The organism is Acinetobacter sp. 226, from assembly GCF_048147925.1.
GTDB classification, from domain to species: Bacteria; Pseudomonadota; Gammaproteobacteria; order Pseudomonadales; family Moraxellaceae; genus Acinetobacter; species Acinetobacter pecorum.
The window spans coordinates 34,354-59,795 of record NZ_JAYWYX010000018.1 but is presented as its reverse complement, the minus strand read 5'-3'; the positions used below and the strand labels follow the sequence as shown (position 1 = coordinate 59,795).

Sequence of the window (25,442 nt, the reverse complement as noted above, 5' to 3'; positions counted from 1 at the left end):
AATGGCGAAAATTCTGGTCACAGGCGGGGCAGGCTATATTGGTTCACATACCTGTGTGGAATTGCTGAATGCCGGACATGAGGTCGTTGTACTGGATAATCTGTGTAATAGCTCAGCTGAATCCTTAAACCGTGTAGAAAAGCTAACCCAGAAAAGTCTGACCTTTGTGGAAGGTGATATTCGGAATAGCCAGTTACTCGATCAGGTCTTTCAGCAAAATTCGATTGATGCAGTGATTCATTTTGCCGGACTGAAAGCCGTTGGTGAAAGTCAGCAGATTCCTTTGGCCTATTTTGACAACAATATTGCTGGTTCCATCAGTCTGGTTCAGGCGATGCAGCGCGCACAGGTATTTAAACTGGTTTTCAGCTCTTCAGCCACGGTATATGGGGAAAACAATCCTTCACCCTTAAACGAAGACATGCCTACCGGAATGCCGACCAATAACTATGGTTATACCAAACTGATTGTTGAGCAGTTAATGGAAAAGTTATCTATCGCTGATGAACGCTGGTCGATTGCATTATTGCGTTATTTTAATCCGGTCGGTGCGCATAAAAGCGGCCAGATTGGGGAAGATCCACAAGGGATTCCCAATAATTTAATGCCTTATGTAACTCAGGTGGCTGTAGGCCGTCGTGAAAAACTGTCTATTTTTGGTCATGATTACGATACGGTCGATGGTACCGGAGTGCGGGACTATATTCATGTGGTAGATCTAGCCAATGCACATTTATGTGCCTTGAATAACCGTCTGGCCTCCCAAGGTTGCCGGGCCTGGAATATTGGTACTGGCAATGGCATTTCAGTTCTGCAAGTCAAGAATACCTTTGAGCAGGTGAATGGGGTGGCTATTCCATTTGAGTTTGTACCACGTCGTGAAGGCGATGTGGCGATCTGTTTTGCAGACAATAGACGTGCTGTACAGGAACTTGGTTGGGCAGCTAAATATGGCTTGGAAGATATGCTCGCCGATAGCTGGAAATGGCAGAAGCAGAATCCCAAAGGATATGGATCATAGATATGAATTTTATTTATGGGGTTATTTGTCATCAACTTACCCATTCACTGGTTTTCCTGGTGAATGAGCTGCTGAAAAGTCCTCATAGTATTATTCTTATTCATGTCGATCAGAAAGCCGACCTTGCCCCATTTCATACTCAATTCGGACAGCATGATCAGGTATATTTTTTAGCAGACCGGACAGATGTACGATGGGGCAGCTATAGCCAAATCGAGGTTATGTTAAAACTCCTGCAGGAAGCGCAAAAATATGATTACGGCTATTTTTTCTTCCTGTCTGGAGATGACATTCCTTTATGTTCCAATACAGCAAGAGAATTATTTCTAGAAAAAGAATACCAAAAACAGACCGAGTTTGTGGGTCATGATGATTTAGCAGATGATGTGGAACAACGGGTTAATGTCCTGTATTTACCGATTATGTATCAGAAAGCTAAATCACCATTATTTCAGTTCCTGAACAGATGGGCATTATGGTATTGCCGGCACTTCCGTAAACAGGATATTTCTCATTTACCTAAACTATATAAAGGTTCAAACTGGATTACTCTCACCGATCAGGCGGTGACATTTATTCTGGATTATCTGGAAGCGAATCCGGATTATGCAAAAACCTTTAAATCTTCACTCTGTGCAGATGAAATCTTTTTCCATACCATTATTTATAATTCCCATTTTCAGCAACGGATCTATCATACCCAGCATAGGATAGAGGATTGTGAAACAGGGCTAAGATATATTGACTGGGATTCCGGGCCAGATTATCCAAGGACTTTAGATGTGTCTGATTTTGATAAAATGAAGCAGTCAGGCATGCTGTTTGCGCGAAAAATGAATACAAATATCACAGTGGATATACTCGAAAAACATTTTCCATAAAAGCTTCAGGCCGGAAAAGTACCCTAAAAACTGGAATCTTTTGTCTGGTTTAAAGGGCACTGTTTTCAGGTTTTTTTGAGGAATTAAGCATCGCCCTGGATCAGTTGGGTCAGCTCATCAACATAGTCCTGCATTGGGCGTGGATTATGATCACGGCGGCTTTCAATATTCAAACGCAATAATGGTTCAGTATTGGAGGCGCGCACATTAAAACGCCAGCTACCAAAATTCAGGCTGACCCCATCAGTCTGGTCAATGTCTGGTTTTTGATCGGCATAATGATCGAAAAGTTTTTGGATGGTTGCCTGGGTATCGGCCACTTTAAAATTAATTTCACCTGAACATGGGAACTTGGCGATCATTTCTTCCACGAGAGAAGATAAGGATTTTCCTGTTTCAGACAGTACCGCCATAGCCAGTAACCATGGAATCATGCCGCTGTCACAGTAAGCAAAATCACGGAAATAGTGATGGGCACTCATTTCCCCGCCATAAGCCGCATTATGTTCACGCATGACATCTTTAATGAAGGCGTGACCTGATTTTGATTGGACGGTAATCCCCTGATACTGCTCCACCACATCCAGTGTATTCCAGACCAGACGCGGGTCATGGACAATTTTTTCACCAGACTGCTTCAGCAGGAATGCCTGCGCCAGAAGGCCAACAATATAATAACCTTCAATGAACTGCCCTTTTTCATCGAACAGGAAGCAGCGGTCAAAGTCGCCATCCCAGGCAATACCCATATCCGCACCATGCTGAATGACCGCATCACGGGTGCTATCACGGTTTTCAACCAGAATTGGATTCGGGATGCCATTCGGGAAGTTACCATCGGCCTCATTGTGAATTTTGACAAATTCAACCGGGATCTGTAGCTGTTGAAACTTCTGTTCAAGTGCATCCACCACATGACCTGCGGCACCATTACCGGCATTCATCACCAGTTTCATCGGGCGGATTTTTGCCGCGTCAATATAAGTCATCAGGTGGTCGATAAATTCTGGCAGGATATTATATTTTTCCGTATGACCTTTTTGGCTAACTTCAATGAATTGCCCTGATTCTGCCAAGGCCTGAATTTCTTTCAGACCGGTATCTGCACTGATCGGACGGGCATTTTCACGCACCAGTTTCATCCCATTATAGTCCATCGGATTATGGCTGGCAGTAACTTCAATACCACCCTGGACATCCAGGTGGAAAGCTGCGAAATAAACTTCTTCGGTCCCGGTCATGCCAAGATCCAGCACATTGACCCCGGCATCATTCAAGCCGCGAATGGTGGCCTGTTTTAGCTCTTCACTGCTGAGTCGTATATCACAACCAATGGCTACTGTTTTAGGTTGATAAATCTGTCCATAAGCCCGGCCAATTTTGTAGGCAATTTCTTCGTTGAGTTCTGTGCCGAGTTTGCCGCGAATGTCATAGGCTTTGAAGCAAGTCAGTTTTGTCATTTAGAGGCTCTCCATTTAGAAGAAAAAAGGCCGGTTTCCCAGCCTCGATTCAATTTTAATTATTCTACAGTAACCGATTTTGCCAGGTTACGGGGCTGATCCACATCCGTACCACGTAGCACTGCCACATGATAAGAGAGTAACTGCACCGGGATGCTATACACAATCGGTGCCAGTACTGCATTGACTGACGGAATATGAACCACATGCTTGCGCTCTTTGGCTTTAATGCCACTGTGCTCATCAGCAAAAACAAACAGTTCACCACCACGTGCCTGAACTTCTTCCATATTGGATTTGAGCTTGTCCAGCATGTCATCCTGTGGTGCCAGAATCACCACCGGCATGTCATTGTCGACCAGTGCCAATGGTCCGTGTTTCAGCTCACCTGCAGCATAACCTTCCGCATGAATATATGAAATTTCTTTCAGCTTGAGTGCACCTTCCAGCGCGATCGGGAAGTGCGTACCACGACCCAGGAACAGGCAGTGCTGCTTTTCAACAAACAGTTCTGAAAGGCGTAAAATTTCATCATCATGACGCAAGGTATCCAGCATGACTTTAGGCATATGCCAAAGTCCTGTGGTAATTTCCGTCACTTTTTCTGTAGAAATAGTATTTTTTACAGAACCGATTTTCAGCACCAACAGCATCAAGGCGGCAAGCTGGGTGGTAAAGGCTTTGGTGGAAGCCACGCCAATTTCAGGACCAGCTAAAGTCAGCAGGCTGAAATCTGTTTCACGTACCATCGAAGAGGTTGCCACGTTACAGATCGTCATCGTGCTAATGTCCAGGCCTTTGGCAGTTGCACGTTTCTGTGTATCACGCAAGGCAGCCAAGGTATCGGCAGTTTCACCAGACTGGGAAATACATATATATAGCGTATTATTCACAATCACCGGAGTGCGATAACGGAACTCGCTGGCAATCTCGACCTGGCAAGGCAAATCAATCAGCTGTTCAAACCAGTATTTGGCGATCATACCGGCATGATAGCTGGTACCGCAGGCAATAATCTGGATTTGCTGGATTTTTGAGAAGTCATGTTCTGCATTGGTCAGGAAGTCTTCACGCAGTTCATGACCATTTAATGCTTGTGAAATGGTCTGCTGGATTGCTTCCGGCTGCTCATAAATTTCCTTGAGCATATAGTGCTTGTATTCACCTTTAGAAGCATTGCTGACGGCAGCATCCAGTTCCTTGACCGGACGATCGACCAGTTGACCATCGACAAAGACTTCAATCGTGGTACGGGTCAAACGGGCAATATCACCTTCTTCAAGATAAATAAAACGATTGGTAATTGGAAGCAATGCCAACTGATCGGAACTAATGAAGTTTTCACCAATACCGACACCAATTACCAGTGGCGAACCTTCACGCACGGTAATCAGTTCATCTGGATGATCCGTATGCACGATGCCCAGAGCATAAGCACCTTTCAGTTGCGGAACCACTTGGCGTACAGCTTCTAACAGGCTCGGGGTAGATTTCAGCGCATCATTGATCAGATGGGCAACCACTTCAGTATCAGTCTGTGAGGTAAACACATAGCCCAAAGCTTCAAGATCATCTTTGAGTTCCTGATAGTTTTCGATAATTCCGTTATGCACCACTGCTACATTTTCAGAAATATGCGGATGGGCATTTTCTTCAGTCGGTTTACCATGGGTTGCCCAGCGTGTATGCGCAATGCCGAGTGAACCGCTAATTTTTGATTCATTCACCGCCTGTTCAAGGTTGGAAACCTTACCGACACGGCGTTCACGTAAGACCTGATGATTGTTGATAAGGGCCAAACCTGCTGAATCATAACCCCGGTATTCCAGACGTTTTAAGCCTTCAACCAAAATATTGGTAATACTACGTTCCGCAATGCCACCGACAATACCACACATATTTGTTCCCCTTATTTCTTGATTTTTTGCGGACGTGGATAGTTTTCTTTGACAAATTGCTTAGAGCGCTCTACTGCCAAACTGTTATCTTCCACATCACGGGTAATCGTCGAGCCTGCACCCACTGTGGCACCGTTGCCAATTCTCACAGGTGCAACCAATGAACTGTTCGAACCAATGAAGGCCTGATCACCAATAATCGTTTTAAATTTGTTTGCACCATCATAATTACAGGTAATAGTCCCTGCACCGATGTTTGAGCCACTGCCAACTTCTGCATCACCCAGGTAGGTAAAGTGGTTGGCTTTAGAGCCTAGACCAATCGTGGTATTTTTAACTTCAACAAAGTTACCGATATGCACTTCATTGGCCAGTTGTGCGCCCGGACGTAGTCGTGCAAAAGGTCCAATTTGGGTATCTTCCCCAACGATGGCGCTATCGAAAATGCTATATGGCTGAACCTTGGTACCAGCTGCAATCTTGGTATTCTTGATAATACAGCCGGCGCCAATTTCAACGTTGTCGCCCAGCTCGCAATCACCTTCGATAATCACGTTGATATCAATGCGGACATCCTGGCCGACAGTTAAATTGCCACGCAGGTCAAAGCGGCTAGGATCAATCAGATGTACACCTTGCTGCATTAGCTGTTTGGCTTGATAAGACTGGAACTGACGCTCTAAAGCAGCGAGCTGTACACGGTCATTTACCCCTTCAACTTCAAAAGCCTGCTCAGGTTCTACCGATGCAACTTGCATACCATCTGCCAAAGCCATCGCGACAATATCAGTCAGGTAATATTCACCCTGCGCATTGTCATTGCTTAAATTTGGCAACCATTCATGTAATTTAGCATTGCTGACGGTATAAATACCGGTATTGATTTCCTTGATCTGACGCTGTTCTTCGGAAGCATCCTTGTGCTCTACAATGGCCTGGATTTCACCATTTTCACGGACAATACGACCATAACCACTGGCATCTGGCAGGGTAAGGGTTACCAGACCAATGCCGGTTGCTGTAGTGGCATCGAGTAATTTTTGCAAGGTCACAGGATTAATACAGGGTACATCACCGGAGAGGATCAGTGATACGCCATCTTGAGGCAGGACAGGCAGGGTCATTTGCACTGCATGACCGGTACCGAGCTGTTCAGCCTGTTCTACCCATTTAATAGCGTGTTGTGCAAATGCTGACTGAACCCGATCACCGCCGTGACCATAAATGGTAATAATATTATCTGCGTTTAATTTTTTTGCCGTTTCAATGACATGACCCAGTAAAGGACGTCCTGCAAGGGGTTGTAATACTTTCGGTAAGCTAGAGCGCATGCGCGTTCCTTTACCTGCAGCAAGAATAATAACAGTCGTTGACATGTTCTAATCCTAAATATGGCTTATGCCACGATGAAGTAAAAATAAAGCAAAATACAAAGAGCAGCCCAAAGACCGGCAATAATATCATCCAGCATAATGCCAAAGCCTCCCTCGACCTGTCGGTCAACCACCCGGATCGGCCAGGGTTTCCAGATATCAAATAATCTGAACAGGGCAAAACCGACCAGCAACCATAACCAGTTCATCTGACCTAAATAAATCAGTGGTAAGAAGGTAATAGATTGTCCGGCAAATTCATCCCAGACGATGCGGCCATCATCATGAACTCCCATGACCTTGGCAGTATGTCCGCAGATATATATGCCAATCAGGGACATGATAGCAATGGCAAAAACACTGTTTAGAAAACCAAGATGCAGCCAGATAGGGGTAAATAAAAGTGCAAAGGCCGAACCGAAAGTACCCGGTGCTTTGGGAATGAGGCCAGAACCAAATCCTACCCCACTAAATACAATCAGTCGGTCGGTCCATGACATGGCTTTAAAATTGATCGCAGGTTTATGCAAAATGTTGATACCCATTAAATTGAAATAAATGGTCTGTGCCATCTTTTTCAAAAGTTAAGCCGTCTTGCTGCTGAATTGTGCCGATCATACTAATCGAAACATCAAGTTGTTTTTGCAATAATTTTTCGTAATTTTGCGGGCTTATTGTAAAACATAATTCATAATCGTCACCACCTGCCAGTGCATACTGCCATTTTTGTGCATCGTCTAATGCCTGCAAGGCAGGACTGATTGGCAGGTTTTCAAGTTGCAGCCTGGCACCGACTTGAGAAGCTTTGAGAATATGTCCAAGATCTTGAGCCAAACCATCCGAGACATCAATCATGCTATGGGCCAGTCCCTTTAGAGCAGCACCAAGCTGACAGCGTGGCGTTGGATAGTCCAGACGTTGCTGTAGCGGATGGCCAAGATGCTGTAGTGCAAAAGCCGCATCTCCAACGGTGCCGCTGACACAGACCAGATCACCCGGTTTGGCCCCTGAGCGTGGCACAGCCTGGCCAATATCAACCCAGCCTAATGCAGTGACAGACAGGGTTAAATGAGGACTTTGAGTGGTATCACCACCGATTAAACTCACCCCAAATTGATCGCAGCAATCATATAGGCCCTGACTAAAAGCTTTTAGCCAGTCATGATCAATCTGGGGTAGGCTCAATGCGAGTAAAATACTTTGTGGAGTTGCGCCCATCGCGGCAATATCAGATAAATTGACAGCCACGGTTTTCCAGCCAATCGCATGCGGATTGGTGTCTATTGGAAAATGGCGTCCAGCAACCAGAGTGTCGGCACAGATGACCAGTTGTTGCTGAGGCGGGGGGGTGAGCAAGGCTGAATCGTCACCGACGCCTAAATCGACAGAATTGGCATTCTTGCGATTGAAATAGGTGTCGATAATCGAAAATTCAGCCATCCAACATATCTACGCTATTAGTTAGACTGCTGTTTTTCTGCTGCACGCAAGGTTGTCGCTAAACGATCCAATACACCGTTGATGTATTTATGGCTGTCAGCACCGCCAAAATGTTTAGCCAGTTCGATTGCTTCATCCAGAACCACGCGATATGGAATCTCAAGATGTTCTTTGAGTTCATAAGCGCCTAGACGAAGGGTTGCAAGCTCGACACCATCCAGTGCTGAAAGTTCGCGATCAAGTACCGGAACCAAGAGCGCATCCAGCTCTTCATGATTGGCAACCACTTGAGTCAACAATTCATGATAATAGCTCAGATCCACTTTGTGCATGGCATTTTCCACACGCGTACGTGCTTCAATCTCATGCACCGGATTGTGGCTCATCTGCCATTCATAAATTCCTTGTACAGCAAAGCGACGTGCTTTACGTTTTGCTGCATAAGTTGCTTGAAGTGTTTGCGACATAGCGTTAAATAGCCTTTAACAAGTTAACCATTTCAATCGCAGTCAGGGCAGCTTCGCTACCTTTATTGCCTGCTTTTGTTCCAGAGCGTTCAATCGCTTGTTCAATACTATCCGTAGTGAGTACACCGTTAATGACAGGCAAGCCAGTGTCCAGGCCCACAACGCCCAAACCTTTGGCACATTCGCCTGCAACGAAATCGAAGTGAGGCGTGCTGCCACGAATCACGGCGCCAAGCGCAATGATGGCATCGAAACGATCTGAAGCTGCCAGTTTTTTCGCAACCACAGGAAGTTCCCAGGCACCAGGTGCATGAACAACAGTGATATTATCCTCTGATACACCATGACGTTTCAATGTATCAATAGCACCTTCTAACAGATGTTCAACCACAAAGCTGTTAAAACGACCAACTAAAATCGCATAACGGTCTTCGTTCGCGAGATGTAACATACCTTCAATACGGCGAACTGCCATAACAACCTCGATGATTTCTTAAGATGTTTGTTGTGCGGTGATGTATTCCACCACTTCTAAGTTAAAGCCTGACAGGGCATTGAAACGTAATGGAGAGCTTAGCAGCTTCATTTTTTCAACGCCTAGATCACGCAAAATTTGTGCACCCACACCAATGGTCTGATACTGCTGAGACAGTGCAGAATTTGATTTTACATTTTTTGGTGTTTTCAGGGTATCTAATGCCGGGCCCAAATCCTGTAAATGACGTTGGCCAATCCAGACCAAGACACCACGATCACTATTGGAAATTTCTTTCAGGGCACGATCCAGGTTCCAGGCTGGCTCGCCATCCTGTTTTTTCAGTTTGAGCAAGTCGCGGGTCGGGTTAAAACCATGTACACGCACTGTGGTCACGCCCTCTTTAGGCTCACCTTTGACCAAGGCCAGATGGATATCCGGATTACCCAGTTCACGATAGCGGTACAGGTCAAAGCTGCCGTATTCAGTATCAATACTTTGCTGATCAATACGCTCCACCGTTTGTTCATTGGTCATGCGGTAATGAATCAGATCGGCAATCGTGCCGATTTTCAGGCCATGCTTTTCAGCAAAGACTTCCAGATCCGGACGGCGCGCCATCGTGCCATCTTCATTAATGATTTCACAAATAACTGATGCTGGTTCCAGTCCTGCTAAACGGGAAAGGTCACAACCTGCCTCGGTGTGCCCGGCACGGTGCAAGACACCGCCTGGTTGCGCCATCAACGGGAAGATGTGTCCTGGCTGTACAATGTCTGCCGGTTTGGCATGGGCAGCCACTGCAGTTTGAATCGTGTGCGCACGTTCAGCCGGAGAAATACCGGTAGAAATACCTTTGGCTGCTTCAATCGACAGGGTGAAATTGGTTCCATGCTGCGCACCGTTTGCATCTACCATCAACGGCAGATTTAACTGCTGGCAGCGCTCTTTACTTAAAGTCAGGCAGACCAGACCGCGTGCATGGGTGATCATGAAGTTGATGTCTTCAGGACGTACGTGCGTGGCAGCAATGACCAGGTCACCTTCATTTTCACGATCTTCATCATCCATCAGGATGACCATTTTTCCTGCACGGATATCTGCTACAAGCTCTTCAACAGTATTGAGCGGCATCAACCTTCACCTTCTTTTTTGATCTTGATCAGACCGAATCATGACATTATTGGGTACATAGTCTAACGCTTTTTGCGCAATTTTGCCTATGCTTATTGTTTTCCCTCTAGTGGTCCATTGTTATACACAGTCTTAATAAACATGAAAAGCCAACTTTAAATGAAAGCCTGAACTTTATGCGGAATTTTTGAACAAACAAAAAGCATAAAAAATGAGAAACTTAGGTGAAGTTAATATAAGTGCAGACATTCGGCAGATGTTTTACCTAGGTTTTATCCTCACTGGTTCAGCCAATAGAATTTTGAAGCTGGACTGACAGGAGCAGGCAGGGAAATAGCAGAAAATTTTTACCTGATATTAAAAAATGAATATCAGGGGATCAAAAGCGAACCGAAGCCCGCTTTCGATTGACTTTATTTCTTAGAAGAAACCGGCAGGCTTGGTCGAATAGCTCACCAACAGGTTTTTGGTTTGCTGATAGTGATCCAGCATCATTTTATGATTCTCACGTCCAATCCCGGATTTTTTATAACCGCCGAAAGCCGCATGCGCAGGGTAGATGTGATAACAGTTGGTCCAGACCCGACCGGCCTGAATGGCACGACCGGCACGGTAAGAGGTATGCGCAGAACGCGACCAGACCCCGGCACCGAGTCCGTAAATCGTATCATTGGCGATCTTGATCGCATCATCAAAGTCTTTAAAGGTGGTCACAGCCAGGACAGGCCCGAAGATTTCTTCCTGGAAGGTCTTCATGTCATTGGTGCCTTTAAAGATGGTCGGTTCAATATAGAAACCTTGACCCACTTCCTGACGTGCTTCACCACCGGTGAGGATTTGTGCGCCTTCTTCACGGCCAGTGGCAATACAGCCCAGAATCTTGTCCTGCTGTTCTTGTGAGGCTTGCGCGCCAATCATGGTGTCAGTATCTAGTGGATGACCGGTTTTAATGCGTTGCACCCGTTCTACTGCACGCGCCAGAAATTCATCGGCAATGCTTTCCTGCACCAGGGCACGGGAAGGGCAGGTACAGATTTCACCCTGATTCAGGGCGAACATGGCAAAGCCTTCCAGCGCTTTATCCAGATAGTCATCTTCCTGATCCATGATGTCGGCAAAGAACAGATTCGGTGACTTACCACCAAGCTCGAGGGTCACCGGAATAATGTTTTCGGTGGCATATTGCATGATCAGCTGACCCACTGCGGTCGAGCCGGTAAAGGCAATCTTGGCAATACGAGGGTTGGTCGCAAGCGGACGGCCCACCTCAACCCCGTAGCCATTGACGATATTCAACACGCCCGGTGGCAAAATGTCCTGAATCAGTTCAGCCAGAACCAGAATACTGACCGGAGTCTGTTCCGCAGGTTTCAGCACAATACAGTTACCCGCAGCCAGGGCAGGTGCCAGTTTCCAGGCAGCCATCAGAATCGGGAAGTTCCACGGGATAATCTGACCCACGACGCCCAACGGCTCATGGAAATGATAAGCAATGGTATCTTCGTCGATTTCGGAAATGCCGCCTTCCTGCGCACGGATACAGCCGGCAAAATAACGGAAATGGTCAATGGCCAGTGGAATATCGGCAGCCAGCGTTTCACGGACCGGTTTGCCATTGTCCCAGGTTTCAGCCACGGCCAGCAGTTCCAGATTTTGTTCCAGACGATCTGCAATTTTCAGCAGGATATTGGAGCGGGTGGTCGGCGATGACCGGTTCCATTGCTCTTTGGCTTTATGCGCTGCATCAAGCGCCAACTCAATGTCTTCTACAGAGGAACGCGGCACTTTGGTAAAGACTTTGCCATCTACCGGAGAGATGTTGTCAAAGTATTCGCCTTTGACCGGAGCGACCCATTCGCCGCCAATGAAATTATCATATTGTGCTTTAAATTGAATTTTTGAACCGTCAGTATTGGGATCTGCATAACGCATAATCTATTCCTTTATATGATTGTTAGTGGTGCAGGCTGAGCGCATTTTGCTGATCAAAAAATATAGGCGCTTCTGCATTCAGCTCTACTATAAAGAGGGAACAAGACGGACGGTTGTTTGTTTACAGGCTTGCTACAAAAGACAATATTTGGAGACAAGCGTTAGAGAAATAAAAGCTATAAATTCTCAATTCTTAAATTTAAAAACAATGAGTTATGGAAGTTTAAAAATGTCGAAAGATTGGCATATTTTCAATGTGTCTGCTTACATTCACACCATAGTACGGGTTTTACCAGACAGCCAAAATGGAGAAACGAATGAAGTTTTCATTTCTCCTCGCTGCTTTATTTAAAGTGTTTAAAGGCCTTGGTCATGCAGCCACTGAAACAGCTGCTGATAAACCTGCTCACGTACTGATTTCTCTGAAAGTACCAGATCATGTAAACCGTTCTGAATACTCAGAACCGTGACATCACCTTTGATTTTTTTGGCATATTTCTGAATGTCTTTAATGCCTAAAATCACATCACTGCTCTGTGCCGCTTTGCCCCATTTTTTAGGATTGAGCGTTTGGTGCGAATGCATGACCAGTACCGGAATATCAATCTGAACACCGCGATGAATTTCCTTTTGTGCCTCATGAACGGCACGAACAAAACTGATCCTTACTCTAGGGTAGCGGGTCTTTTTCCAGTCCAGATTGAAGTCCCATTCTCCTTTTAAGTCCTTGTGCAGACTGGCGGTATACCACTTGTTTAACTCACTTGGAAATTTAAGATTCGGGAAGATTTTAGCCAGCCTGCTCAGCTGGGGGAGACCCAGCGCGCGTTTGATCGGATTCATGTTGAAGTCATAAAATGGACTATTGACCCAAAGCGCTTTGATTAAAGGGTGCTGCGGATGATGCGCTGCATATAAGGTCGTAATCAGACCACCGGTAGAATGACCACAGAGCAGGGCAGCGTCGTGGCCCTCTGCTGCTATAATGTCGAGCGCCTGGGTAATTTCTGCATCATATTCAGACAGATCATGCACGTTATAATATTTTTGATGCGGCAGAATCGAACGGCCATATTTTCTCAAATCCAGCGCATAAAAATCAAAGCCTTGCTGATTAAAACGCTCTGCCATTTCAGTCTGAAAAAAATAGTCAATAAATCCGTGAATATATAAAACTGCTTTGGATGTAGGTTGTGCCGCTTTTTTACGGATCAGCGTGGCGACTACCTTGCCCTCATAATCGTCGGGAAAGTTCAAGGTCGCTTGCTCATAACCTGTCCCTAGGATATCGGGCTGATAAAGGGGCTGTAGTTCACTCATTGTTATACTCATCGTTTTCTTGAAATTATACTTTATCCTTGATGAGCTGCAGTTTTTTGTCAAACGGAACTTGCTGCTCACTTGAATTAATAATATCGATACCGGTTCATTTTAAAATCAGCCCCGAACCTATGCGGGAAAATGAGTGTTATCAGATTATAAAATCCTGCTAAAAGTATTATCAATTTACTAAATGACCTAACCGCTCAGAATCAGGCTAAGCTATATAAAATAAGCAAAGTGATGTGATTATTTTGGCAGGATTGCCGAAAATTGATTAGATGAGTTAAAGAATGCCCAGAGAAAATTTGAACAGTAAGCGCCCCTTATATATTCCTTATGCTGGAAATACTCTGTTAGAACTCCCTTTACTCAATAAAGGCTCTGCATTTTCTGAAGAAGAGCGCAGAAGTTTTAATTTACATGGCTTGATTCCTCATGTTACCGAAACGATTGAGGAACAAAGTCAGCGTTCTTATCAGCAATATAGTGCGTTTAACAGTGATATTAACAAGCATATTTATCTGCGAAATATCCAGGATACCAATGAGACCCTGTTTTACCATCTGATTGAACATCATCTTAGCGAGATGATGCCGATTATTTATACTCCAACAGTAGGTGAGGCATGTCAGCACTTTTCTGATATTTATCGCCGTCACCGCGGAATTTTTATTTCCTATCCGGACCGTGACCAGATCGACCAGATTATTCACAATATTAGTAAAAGAAATGTGAAAGTTATTGTTATTACGGACGGTGAGCGCATTCTGGGTCTTGGAGATCAGGGCATTGGCGGCATGGGGATTCCCATTGGCAAACTGGCGCTCTACACCGCATGTGGCGGGATCAGTCCGGCTTATACCTTGCCTATTACCCTCGATGTCGGCACCAATAATCAGCTACTGTTGAGTGACCCGATTTATATGGGCTGGCGCCAACCGCGGAGCAGCGGCGATGAATATTATGCTTTTGTCGAGACCGTGATTCAGGCGATTCAACAGCGTTGGCCTGATGCCTTGATCCAGTTTGAAGACTTTGCCCAGAAAAATGCCATGCCTTTGCTGGAAAAATACCGTGATCGGATCTGCTGTTTTAATGATGATATCCAAGGCACCGCTGCGGTGTCTGTCGGTAGTCTGATTGCTGCTTCGCGTGCAGCAGGCAAGCAGCTTAAAGATCAGGTCGTTGCATTCCTAGGAGCAGGTTCGGCCGGTTGCGGGATTGCAGAACAGATCATTAAGCAAATGGTGGCTGAAGGCTTGAGTGATGCTGAAGCGCGTGCACGCATATTTATGGTCGACCGCTTTGGTCTGATCACTGAAAATCAGCCGAATTTACTGAACTTCCAGCGTAAACTGGCACAGCCGCTTGAAAATGTAGAAAACTGGGCAGATGCCGAACGCATGATTTCTCTGCTGGAAGTAGTCAAGCGCGCCAAACCGACGGTACTGATTGGGGTGTCAGGACAGCCCGGTTTATTCACTCAGGAAGTGATTGAAGCCATGGCTGAAAACAGTATGCAACCAATTATTTTCCCCCTGTCGAATCCGACCTCCCAGGTAGAAGCCGTGCCGGCAGATATTTTGCAATGGACCCAGGGCAGGGCACTGATTGCGACGGGCAGCCCATTTGCTCCCGTGAATTATCAGGGTCAGATCCATCATATTTCCCAGTGTAATAATTCTTATATTTTTCCGGGTATAGGTTTGGGAGTGATTGCTTCGGGTGCCAAGCGTGTGACAGATAATATGTTGATAGCTTCCAGTAATGCTTTGGCTGATTGTTCACCAAAACTGCAAGATCCTCAGGCAGATTTACTGCCAAGTCTGGATAGTTTGCAGACTATTTCAAAGCAGATTGCATTAAAAGTAGCGCTTGCTGCGATTGAAGACGGGGTAGCACCGAAAGTCAGTGTGGAAAGCTTACAGCAGGCAATTGAGCGTAATTTCTGGACGCCAAAATACCGTGATTATAAGCGAAGCACCTTTTAATGAGGTCAAATAAATTTTGCTGTGCTAGCCTGAGTTTATTTGATGCCCAAGCAAGAATAGGATTGTTTGATTAATCAGGAAATAATCGTGCATTACTATTTTAAATAGCATTTAAAGCCTCTTCTTGTTTCCGCAAGAAGGGGCTTCCTTGAAAATTTTTTAATGTTTGAAAAATGTGGATGAAAGAGTTCGAATATAAAAATAACCCTCATAAAAAAGATCAGGGCCTTACAGCTGAAGCAGGCAAAGTAGACTGCAACCTCAGACTTCCAGCTTAAAAAGATAAAGACAATTTTATTAGAGGCTTAAGGGTTCGGGTGTAAATGAGAGAAGAGAAGTATTAACGGACAACTTTGTTTTTAGTTATAATTTTTCCAAATATGAATCAAGTATAGAATAAGGCTACTTCCATTGAATTTATTTAAAAAAAATATTTTTGAAAATATTAAAAAACTGGACCAGAAAAAACAAAAAAAAATAGCTGTGGCTCAGGAATTACACAAGATGTTTATTCACTCCCCAAGCAAATTTATCTTAGATAGTATGGCTTTGTTCACGCAGTCCAAATCCTTTGAAGCCAATTCTGTCTTGGGAAACTCCAGATTAAACCAACTCGGCTTACACCGTTTTCGAGTGCAGTTTGCTGCACAAATGGCAGCTCAACGCAGATCAAAGTTAGCGAAGTTCATTCATCCCGCAGACGTTGAAAATTTTCAAAAAAACGGGTTTATATTCAGAGAAAACTTTTTAGCTGCAAAAGAGTTTTCGCAATTAAAACAGGAATTATTGACCACGCCTCTGGAAACACGGGAAACCTTACAGGGGGATACGGTAACACGCCGTATGGCATTGGATGGCAAAACCTTGAAGCACATGCCGGTAACCCGACAATTCCTGCATTCAGCGAAATGGAGAAACCTGCTGAACTATGTGGCTAGCTTTAAAGTTCAACCCATCTCTTATCTGCAAGTCATCTTTTCGCATGTCAGAAAAGCCAAAGCGGACCCGCAAACGAATTTACACAGTGATACTTTTCACCCTAGTGCAAAAGCCTGGCTATTTCTAGAAGATGTCGCTGAAGATGAAGGTCCGTTTGTGTATGTACCCGGCTCGCATCTGTTAAATCCTGCACGATTAAACTGGGAACAGCAGAAATCTGAAGCAATTACAGCAAAAACTGATGTGATGACCCGCCGAGGCTCTTTTCGAGTTTCTGAAAGTGAAATACTGGAATTAGGCTATGCAAAACCGCAAGCTTTTGCTGTAAAAGCCAATACCCTGGTGATTGCGGATACCTATGGTTTTCATGCCAGAGCAAAGAGTCTCAAACCTTCAGTCAGGATTGAGCTATGGGCCTATGCACGTCGAAATCCATTTGTGCCCTGGTTGGGGGGTGATCCACTTTCCTTGCCCTTTCTGAAGTCAAATCTAGTGCCTTTATATTGGTCAGGTCTGGACTTTATGGAAAAGAAATTCCAGCGCAATAATCCCTGGAAGAAAGTGGGTAATAAGCGTGCCACTGATTCTGCCGTTCTCACCAGTAAATAAGTAGGGTCGGGTTTCAGTTAGAGCAGGCATATGGAATGGTACTAAGTACTCCTGATTGCTCTGGAAATAAAGCCGATCTGTTATTCAATCTGGCCTTCTACAACTTAAGTATGGTGAGAGATATTTTCAGGAGTTTAACTTTCTTCTGCCTATTGATCGCTGTATGATAGTGAAAATTTTACATAAAAAATTTACAAGTAATAATAATGGAATCACAGTCACAGATGCCCTTAAAAAAACTCCCGCGGCTTAAAGCTCGAGGTGGTTTACAAGTGATGTATGCATCTATACGTGCATTATTGCTTCGGGAGTTACAAACCCGCTTTGGTCAATACCGTTTGGGATATTTATGGGTCTTTCTTGAGCCTCTGCTGACCATCGGGATTATGGTGGTGCTGTTTGGTACGCTCATGCAGAGGACCTTGCCGGGTATGGATTATCCGGTTTTTTTGATTAACGGCATTATTCCATTCTTTATGTTCAGGACAGGGGTTACCCTGGCGATCAGTGCCACCGAATCCAACCGGGGATTATTCAGCTACCGTCCGGTCAAACCGATCGATGCCTTACTGGCACGGAATGTTCTTGAATTTCTGCTTAAATTTACTGCTTATGTTGCATTTACCACGGCGTTTGTGTGGTTTGGTTACAGTATCAGTTTTGAACATATTCCTGAGCTTTTAGGCTACTGGGTGCTGTTATTTCTATTCATGACGGCATGTAGCCTGATTTTTATCGTGATTGGTGATTTTTCCAGGGAACTGAACAAGTTTCTTTCGGTGTTCTTTTTAATTCTTTATTTCCTGTCCGGGATTTTATATTCCATCCATATTGTTCCAGTCGAATATCGTGAATATTTACTCTATAACCCGTTGATTCATATCTTCGAATTAATGCGCCATGCGGTTGCGCCGACTTATAGTTTAGTGCCCGGAATCAGTTTGAGTTACTTTGTCATATGGATCATTGTCTCCTTATTCATCGGATTATTATTATATAAACGCTTTGAACGCCATATGGTGAAATCAAAATGATTGAATTAAAAAATCTAACAAAATCATACGCCACACCCAAAGGACGGCATTATGTGTTTAAAGATTTAAATGCAGTTTTACCGGAAAATAAAAGCGTGGCCTTGTTGGGGAAAAACGGTGCAGGTAAGAGTACCTTGCTGCGTGTGATTGGCGGAATTGACTACGCAGATTCGGGCAAGGTAATCACCAATAAAACCATTTCCTGGCCGGTGGCATTGTCCGGGGGATTTCAGGGCAGCCTGACTGCCCGGCAAAATGTACGCTTTGTGGCCAGACTTTATGTGAGTCATCATGATGAAGTTGAACATGTAGTCAAGTTCGTTGAAGAGTTTGCCGAAATTGGTAAATACTTCGATATGCCGATGAAAAGCTATTCGAGCGGCATGCGCGGCCGGATCGGTTTCGGTTTAAGCATGGCGTTTAATTTTGATTATTATCTGCTGGATGAAGCCGGTGCAGTGGGGGATGCTTCTTTTCGCAAGAAAAGTCAGGCTTTGCTGGATGAACTCAAAAAAAATTCAAATATTATTATGGTCTCTCATGACTTGAAAGATTTAACCCGTAATTGTGATGTTGCCTTTCTGGTGCGAGATGGCCAGGCGGAATATTTTGATAATGTGCAAGATGCAGTAGAGGTCTATAAAGCGTATGCAAGCTAAAATAAATAAGCGACTCTGGGTCGCCTATACCTGCTGTGTCCTGATCCCGGTGGTGATCATAGTCATTTATCTGTTCGCCTTTGCCAAAGACCGTTACCAGTCTTCTTCCATCGTCCTGGTAAAGCAGGTCGCCGATACCCCGGTGGCAGATGCCTCAGGAATCGGTGCTTTGCTGGGAATGCCCAATACCAGCCGTGAAGATTCACAGATTCTCAAAGAGTACATTACTTCGCGCGACATGATTGAGAAGCTGGATCAGACCCTGAATTTGCGTGAAGAATTTTCATCCGTCCATGACCCGATCTTTGCCTTGCCCAAGGATGCACCGATTGAAGATCTGGTGAAATACTTTAATAAGATGATCAAGGTTGAACTGGATGAAAAAACCATGATGCTGCATGTGCATGATCAGGGTTTTTCACCAGAATTTTCACTGAAACTGAATCAGGCACTACTAAAGCAGAGTGATGCTTTCATTAATGAAATCTCGCAAGCCATCGCGGAAGAACAGCAGGTCTTTGCCCAGCAACAGTATAGCGATGCCGCTACACAGCTAGATCAGGCACGTCAGGCCGTCCTTCAATATCAAAATGAGAATGAAATTTTCGATCCTGAATTACAGGCCAAAGCGGTAGCGACACTGATTGCAGGTCTGCAAAGTAGCCTGGCGCAACTGAAAACCGAAGAGCGCACCTTGCTGAGCTATCTGACCCCGGAAGCCGCCCAGGTGATCGCTTTGCGTAGCCAGATTGCCGCCTTGCAACAGCAGATCAATACCGAAAATGCCAAACTGACTTCACCGAATAATTTAAAGCTGAATAAAAATGTTGCCGATTTTGAGGCACTCAAAGCACAAGTCGAATTTGCAGCGGATCTTTATAAAATTTCCCTGGTTTCTTTGGAAAAAGCGCGTTTGGAAGCCTCACGTAAACTGAAGAAGCTGATCGTGATTTCCACCCCGCGTTTGGCGCAGGAAGCTTTATATCCACGCAAAGTGTATATCAGCCTGACCTCATTTCTGTTATTGAATATCATTTTTGGTATTGGCTTGCTGATCCATTCCATTATCCGTGAGCACAGGGAATAAATTATGAAAAAAATTGCTTTATTATCAGTTTTATCATTGGCATGTGCGGCACAAACCTATGCATTGGATTCCAGCCTGCTGCCTACTGAAATCTCTCAGGATTTGAATAGTCTAAATCTGGCGCCAGCCAGTACCAATAATAATACGCTGCTGAATAGTCAATCGATCGTTGAGCTTTCTCCCGGTAGCTCGATGAAATACCCGACAGTAAACCGGATGTTTGGTTCGCAGCTCTTTAAGGGGGCTTTTGCCTCTACGGCAGGCTCGACGTTTAATAGCAGTTATCAGATTAATCCAGGCGACAATATCAATTTACGTCTATGGGGCGCCTATCAGTTTAATGGCACACAAACCGTCGATCCCCAAGGCAATATTTTTATTCCCAATGTAGGCCCGGTCAGGGTTGCCGGTGTTCGAAACGGTAATCTGCAATCGGTAGTTGAAGCACAGGTACGGCGTATTTATGTCTCGAATGTAGGCGTATATGCAGCGCTGGAACAAGCCCAGCCAGTCAAAGTCATGGTTACCGGCTTTGTCAATCAGCCCGGGAATTATGGTGGTGTGTCCAATGATAGCGTGATTGCTTACCTGGACCGTGCTGGCGGAGTAGATCCGGAACGTGGCAGTTATATCAATATCAAGGTGCTGCGCAATGGCCGGACCGTGCAGCAGGTCGACTTGTATGATTTCCTGTTACAAGGCCAGATTCAGCCTTTTTCCTTTCGCGATGGTGATGTGATTGTGGTAGGACAGCGGACCCATACCTTCAATGTTTCGGGTGAAGTCTATAACCAGAATGATTTTGAGTTTAATTCTCCAGCCATCACACTGGCTCAGGCCCTGACTTTTGCCAAACTCAAACCGGGCGCGACCAATGTCAGCATTCAGCGTCGGCAGGGTACAGAATACCGCAGTGAATATTATTCGCTGAGTCAGGCACCGAATATCACGGTTGAAGATGGTGATGTGGTTACGGTAACAGCTGACCGCTATGCAGGCACTATTCAGGTACGGATTGACGGTGCACATAATGGTGCCCATGCCATTGTATTGCCCTATGGTGCCAGACTCGGAGATGTGCTGGTACAACTGCAGCCTAATGCTTTGGCTGAAGTCGAGTCCTTACAGCTTTACCGTGCCTCTGTGGCCACACGACAAAAAGAGATGCTGAATGTTGCCCTGGACAAGCTGGAGGAAACCACCTTCAATGCCCGCTCCAGTACCCAGGAAGAAGCCACCTTACGCTTGCGTGATGCAGAACTGGTCAAGCAGTTCATCGTCAAAGCACGTCAGGTGCAGCCTAAAGGACAGGTGGTTCTCAATCCGGATTCTTTTCAGAATGTGATCCTGGAACAGGGCGATATCCTCTATATTCCGGAAAAAACCTCGGTCATCATGGTACATGGCGAAGTTGCTTTCCCGAACGGGATTGAATACAGTAACGGACTGAATGCCAGGGATTATATCGAGCAGGTGGGCGGTTTTAGCCAGAAATCGAATAAATCCAAAGTGATTGTGATCCGGCAGAATGGTAGAGCAGAGCTGGTCAGTAAAACTGCAAAAATCCAGCAGGGCGACGAGATTCTAGTGCTGCCGAAAGCCCAGACCAAAGGTATCGAGATGACGCGTGGGATCACCCAGGTGATCTATCAGATTGCAGTGGCTGCCAAAGTCGCTTTAGATTTGTAATTAACCTGAATCGCGGATAAAAAATTGACTTGAAAAAAAGATGGCTGAAACCCCATTAGGGAATAACCACCTGACCTATACTTTTAGATAAGATGATTATTTTACATATGTATTCTGACTGATTAATGGCTTTTCAAACTACTGGAAGGAATACAATTTAGTGAGGAGTAAAGCGAGAAGTACTCGAGGCTATTTCACAGGAATTTATGCTTCTTTATGTGCTTATCAACTTTACCATAAAAATAGGCCAGCCATTCAAGCTTATGAAACATCGACTTAAGCAGGATTCGGGTTATACAATATTGTTCACATACTTAAAAAAAACTAAATAGCTAAGGTTTCAAAATATGTTTAAAAAATTTTCAGAGAAAGATATTACCTATGTTCTCACCATTCGAGTTTCAGACTTCACTCCTTGGATTTTAGAACGTATTAAGTTTTGCTTAAATTTTTATGAACCATGTCCAAAAATTTTAATTTTAGACTTTGGTTCAGAAGAAAAATATTCATTATTTATTGAAGATGAATGTAAAAAATCAAATGCAACTTATGTAAAAATCAATGATACCAGTACATTTTCCGCATCAAAAGCCAAAAACTTGGCCTTTAAATACGTGACAACAGATTTGATTTTATTTTCTGATATTGATTGCGTATTTAGTAGGGATATTTTCCAAACTTTAGCAAAAGATGCAACTTTACTGGAGTTTAATGTAAATCCTAGACGTTATATTACTTTTCCCGTTATTCATTTAGCTGAAAATATTTCAAAAGATTTTGAAGAATTAGAGCCATTAGATAAAGGAAAATATATTAGAAGTCTAGACTATTATTCTCTTCAAGCTGAGTTTAAAAAAGAAATTGAATTTATTGCACCATATAGCAATATCTTATTTATGCATAAAAACTTATATGACTTAAGTGGTGGATATTGTGATATATTCCGCGGTCATGGCTCTGAAGATTTTGAATATTTAATTCGTTTAGGTTATTTAACAAGTGATTTACCAAAACCTAAAAACTTGAATAAAGACTTTTATGGACCACTCAAAGAAAGTTTTTGGAAAGCCTCAACTTATGAAGGCTTTCGAAAATATTTAGAAGCGTTAACTTTTACCTCCGCATATTTAGGTTATAAAACCTACCATATGTGGCATCCTAAACCAAGTGAAAAAGGGTATTGGACCAATAACAATGATTGGAAACGGGAGCGTTTTAATAAAATTTTAGGTATTTATTTAAAAAATGAAGAAAAAATTCTAGAAATTGACTATCTAGTTCGCAATAAAAAAGCCTTATGTCTGATGAATGATATAGACCAATGGGGATATTTTTTACCATTTAGAGCCCAAGGTTATGCATTAGAAGTTGCCTCAAGTTCAAATCAAGCAGAAATTAATCAAGCATATAAAAAAATACTACGCCGAGAGATTGACCTAGTTTGTATTTTTAATCCATATATGAAAAGTCATAAAGATTATTATGCTTTAATTGAGTTAGCAAAGGAAAATAGTATTCCTGTTAAAATTATTGAGCGAGGTGCTTTACCACACACTATTTATTATGCAAATGAAGTATCCTATAACGATTCTGATTTTTATGATGAAGATAATATTACTAAGAATATTTTAAATAAGAATTTAAATGTTAAAGAAAAAGAAAGTATTTCAAGGTACATTTCTAAGATTAGAACCGGGAAAAATACTTTAGAAAATATGCAGGATTATGAGGATTCTATTCAAAATCTTCATTCAATTATAAATAAAAATACTAAAAATATTTTTATTCCTTTTCAGTTGCCAGACGATATGGCTGTAACTTATTTTAATGAAAATTATCAAAATTATGATGATTTTACTTCAGATATAAAAACATTAGCTTTGAAATATTCTGAAATTATGTTTTATATTAAACCACATCCATTAATGCCAAATATTAATAGCTTTGAGAATTATACAAATATTATTATACTTAATAATACCAACATTCATGCTATTTTAGATGTTTTTGACTATATTGTACTTTATAATTCAGGTGTTGGCTTGCTTTCAATATTACATGGTAAAAAACCTTATTGTATAGGTAACGCCTTTTATAGTTTAAATGGACGGCTTGCGACAAAGGCGGTTAATTTAGAGCAAGCAATTCAATTTATTTTAGATTCTGAATATAAACAAAATTTAGACGAAATGATTGTATTTAAGTTTATAACTTGGTTATTAGAAAAAAAGTATAGTACCTTCCAGGCTGAAGATAAAATTAGAGATTTTGGTGATAGATTATCACATGGTTATAAAAATATTCAAGTTCAAAAGTTTAGTATTGATAATACTTCAATAAATATTGGTAATCATAAGGTTTTTCCTTATTCAGAGAAATCTTTTATTTCGGCAAAAATTATATTTGAATCAAAAACTGTTATAGAAGATAAAAAGTCTGCTGTATCTCCTCAAAAGTTCAGCATGCCTTTCCCATTTTTAGAGAGTAATAAAAAAGTTCGTAAACTAATTAAAAATCCTAAGGGTTTTTTTATTGATGCCGTAAAAAATAAACTGAATTTTTTAGATAATTAAAATTTTTATTTATTGTTTAGTTTTATTAAATAGAATCTAGTTTATTAATTATTAATTATTAATTATTAATTATAAAATAGATTCTATAATATAGTTATTTTATAAAAGACTTTAAAATATTATACGGTAGGAAAAGTTTGATGAGAAAATTTTTAATTGGACTAAGAACAACCAAATTTGATATACAAACATTAAGTCTTTTTTTATACTATAAAAATGCAAATATAGATGTAGTCTTAGTTGTTGATGAGCTAAAAAAAGACGTAGACTGTGGAATTTTCCCCAAGGTGTCAATTAATAAAAGTACTTTAACTGAAGTAGGATTATATGTAGAACTAGAAAAGTTAGGATGGCTTTGTGGGGATTTTGGTTTATATTTAATGTCAATAAAATACCCTAACTATGACGGATATTGGTTAATTGAAGATGATGCTTTAGCAGCAAGCGAAAGTTTGACGACTTATCTTGGTTTACCTTTATCAAAAAATCTCGATTTATGTGCGAAGTCATTTTGGAATGCACATTCGGGATGGGTTTGGAAAGAAAGTGCTGAAGCTTATTTTCAAGTTCCAATTGCTAAGAAAATGTCATTCAGTATAGTTTATGTATCGAAAAAATTTTGTTTAGAGGCATTAAGGAAAAGAATAGAATATGTAGAGCTTTATTCTAAAAATAATTTTCTTAATTTTTTAAACGATGAGTCATTTTTAGCAAACTTTAGTCTAAATTATAAAGTCTTACGTATGGATGAATTGTATGGCAAAGATGATTTAGAAAATTTTAATTTTACAACTAGTGGTAACTTATATTTTATTAGTCCAAACTTTGTTAATATTAAACAAGGTTTTTATCATCCTATTATTATATCTACTAACTCCCAAGATTATAATGATCGAATGATTCATATTTTAAAAAAACAAAAAAAAATAGGGCGACATTATAAGAAATTATTACTTAATAAAATTGATGGAAATTTAAAGAAAACTATTTCTGGATTTCAACCTAGAGTGTTGGTTTGTTTGGTTTATAAAGGCTCAAATAATATTCATGACTTGGTAGGGTTAATAAAAAAAAGATGGGCAGATTGTATTATCTTAAGTTTAACTAAAAGTGAAATATCTTCTGAATCTGTTGATGTTTTAAAAGGTGAAACTATTGAGTCTAGTTTAAATATGATAGAAAAGTCTTATCCTAATTATGACGGAGTATGGATTATTGATGAAAAATGTAAAATTGTACTTGATAGTAATCAAAGTTTAGTGAAGCAGTTGGAAGTGCCTGAAAGAGAAAGAATTAATTTTGGATATATAGAGGTTAGTAGTTCAATAAATTCTATTTCTGCTTATTATATTAATTTTGATTACTTTGAAGAAAATGGTTTTATTGCCAGTACTGCCACTAATTTAGAATGTTTTTATAAAAAACCTTTTTTATCATTAGTTAATGATTAAAAAATT

At 42.3% G+C, this 25,442-nt stretch carries 20 protein-coding genes and 1 pseudogene; 11 read left to right on the top strand and 10 right to left on the bottom strand.

Annotation, left to right across the window (positions count from 1 at the left end; translation table 11 throughout):
* Position 1: 1 nt before the first annotated feature.
* Positions 2-1,021, top strand: coding sequence for a UDP-glucose 4-epimerase GalE (gene galE / locus VXP95_RS10035; RefSeq protein ID WP_416711958.1), 1,020 nt, complete (start codon positions 2-4; stop codon positions 1,019-1,021).
* A 2-nt stretch (positions 1,022-1,023) separates the two neighbouring features.
* The gene (locus tag VXP95_RS10030) at positions 1,024-1,902 is read left to right on the top strand and encodes a beta-1,6-N-acetylglucosaminyltransferase (RefSeq protein ID WP_416711957.1); all 879 of its coding nucleotides are present in this window, start codon (positions 1,024-1,026) and stop codon (positions 1,900-1,902) included.
* 83 nt (positions 1,903-1,985) lie between these two features.
* On the opposite strand, the gene VXP95_RS10025 is transcribed toward VXP95_RS10030, so the two are convergent.
* From VXP95_RS10025 to VXP95_RS09980, 10 genes are all read right to left on the bottom strand, one after another.
* On the bottom strand, positions 1,986-3,362 hold the full coding sequence (locus tag VXP95_RS10025) for a phosphomannomutase CpsG (protein WP_416711956.1): 1,377 nt from the start codon (positions 3,360-3,362) through the stop codon (positions 1,986-1,988).
* Between the two features lie 59 nt (positions 3,363-3,421).
* Positions 3,422-5,260 (bottom strand): glutamine--fructose-6-phosphate transaminase (isomerizing), encoded by a 1,839-nt coding sequence (glmS, locus tag VXP95_RS10020; RefSeq protein WP_064101691.1) that lies wholly within the window; start codon positions 5,258-5,260, stop codon positions 3,422-3,424.
* 11 nt (positions 5,261-5,271) lie between these two features.
* Positions 5,272-6,636, bottom strand: a complete 1,365-nt coding sequence (glmU, locus tag VXP95_RS10015) for a bifunctional UDP-N-acetylglucosamine diphosphorylase/glucosamine-1-phosphate N-acetyltransferase GlmU (protein ID WP_416680990.1) — start codon at positions 6,634-6,636, stop codon at positions 5,272-5,274.
* A 20-nt stretch (positions 6,637-6,656) separates the two neighbouring features.
* A complete protein-coding gene (locus tag VXP95_RS10010; RefSeq protein ID WP_144723913.1) occupies positions 6,657-7,178 on the bottom strand; it encodes a phosphatidylglycerophosphatase A in 522 nt (173 codons plus the stop codon).
* On the bottom strand, positions 7,156-8,073 hold the full coding sequence (gene thiL, locus VXP95_RS10005) for a thiamine-phosphate kinase (RefSeq protein ID WP_416711955.1): 918 nt from the start codon (positions 8,071-8,073) through the stop codon (positions 7,156-7,158). The genes VXP95_RS10010 and thiL overlap by 23 nt, the downstream gene beginning before the upstream one ends.
* 17 nt (positions 8,074-8,090) lie before the next feature.
* Positions 8,091-8,540, bottom strand: a complete 450-nt coding sequence (gene nusB / locus VXP95_RS10000) for a transcription antitermination factor NusB (RefSeq protein WP_005173752.1) — start codon at positions 8,538-8,540, stop codon at positions 8,091-8,093.
* A 4-nt stretch (positions 8,541-8,544) separates the two neighbouring features.
* Positions 8,545-9,015 carry a 6,7-dimethyl-8-ribityllumazine synthase gene (gene ribE, locus VXP95_RS09995; protein ID WP_004280926.1) on the bottom strand — a complete coding sequence of 157 codons (471 nt, stop codon included), beginning with the start codon at positions 9,013-9,015 and terminating at the stop codon, positions 8,545-8,547.
* An 18-nt stretch (positions 9,016-9,033) separates the two neighbouring features.
* On the bottom strand, positions 9,034-10,149 hold the full coding sequence (ribBA, locus tag VXP95_RS09990; protein WP_005173756.1) for a bifunctional 3,4-dihydroxy-2-butanone-4-phosphate synthase/GTP cyclohydrolase II: 1,116 nt from the start codon (positions 10,147-10,149) through the stop codon (positions 9,034-9,036).
* Between the two features lie 420 nt (positions 10,150-10,569).
* Entirely contained in the window at positions 10,570-12,081 is a 1,512-nt protein-coding gene (locus VXP95_RS09985; RefSeq protein WP_416711954.1) for an aldehyde dehydrogenase family protein, read from the bottom strand.
* 357 nt (positions 12,082-12,438) lie between these two features.
* Positions 12,439-13,401: an alpha/beta hydrolase gene (locus VXP95_RS09980; protein WP_416711953.1), complete on the bottom strand. Its 963-nt coding sequence runs from the start codon at positions 13,399-13,401 to the stop codon at positions 12,439-12,441.
* Between the two features lie 293 nt (positions 13,402-13,694).
* Here VXP95_RS09980 and VXP95_RS09975 point away from each other — a divergent pair, with 293 nt between their 5' ends.
* The 9 genes and pseudogenes from VXP95_RS09975 to VXP95_RS09935 all read left to right on the top strand — a co-directional run bounded on the left by VXP95_RS09975 (position 13,695) and on the right by VXP95_RS09935 (position 25,436).
* Entirely contained in the window at positions 13,695-15,395 is a 1,701-nt protein-coding gene (locus tag VXP95_RS09975) for an NAD-dependent malic enzyme (protein WP_416711952.1), read from the top strand.
* Positions 15,396-15,899: 504 nt separating this feature from the next.
* A complete protein-coding gene (locus tag VXP95_RS09970; RefSeq protein WP_416711951.1) occupies positions 15,900-16,943 on the top strand; it encodes a phytanoyl-CoA dioxygenase family protein in 1,044 nt (347 codons plus the stop codon).
* 206 nt (positions 16,944-17,149) lie between these two features.
* Entirely contained in the window at positions 17,150-17,977 is an 828-nt protein-coding gene (locus tag VXP95_RS09965) for an ABC transporter permease (protein WP_064101696.1), read from the top strand.
* Positions 17,974-18,636 (top strand): ABC transporter ATP-binding protein, encoded by a 663-nt coding sequence (locus VXP95_RS09960; RefSeq protein ID WP_416711950.1) that lies wholly within the window; start codon positions 17,974-17,976, stop codon positions 18,634-18,636. Before VXP95_RS09965 ends, VXP95_RS09960 begins: the two co-directional genes overlap by 4 nt.
* On the top strand, positions 18,626-19,723 hold the full coding sequence (locus VXP95_RS09955; RefSeq protein ID WP_416711949.1) for a capsule biosynthesis protein: 1,098 nt from the start codon (positions 18,626-18,628) through the stop codon (positions 19,721-19,723). The genes VXP95_RS09960 and VXP95_RS09955 overlap by 11 nt, the downstream gene beginning before the upstream one ends.
* Positions 19,724-19,726: 3 nt before the next feature.
* Positions 19,727-21,412, top strand: a complete 1,686-nt coding sequence (locus tag VXP95_RS09950; protein ID WP_064096921.1) for a polysaccharide biosynthesis/export family protein — start codon at positions 19,727-19,729, stop codon at positions 21,410-21,412.
* Positions 21,413-21,560: 148 nt separating this feature from the next.
* Positions 21,561-21,692, top strand: a pseudogene (locus tag VXP95_RS09945) (IS982 family transposase); the annotation flags it as partial.
* Positions 21,693-21,759: 67 nt separating this feature from the next.
* Positions 21,760-23,985 (top strand): hypothetical protein, encoded by a 2,226-nt coding sequence (locus tag VXP95_RS09940; protein ID WP_416680982.1) that lies wholly within the window; start codon positions 21,760-21,762, stop codon positions 23,983-23,985.
* 140 nt (positions 23,986-24,125) lie between these two features.
* On the top strand, positions 24,126-25,436 hold the full coding sequence (locus VXP95_RS09935; protein WP_416680981.1) for a hypothetical protein: 1,311 nt from the start codon (positions 24,126-24,128) through the stop codon (positions 25,434-25,436).
* Positions 25,437-25,442: the final 6 nt, after the last annotated feature.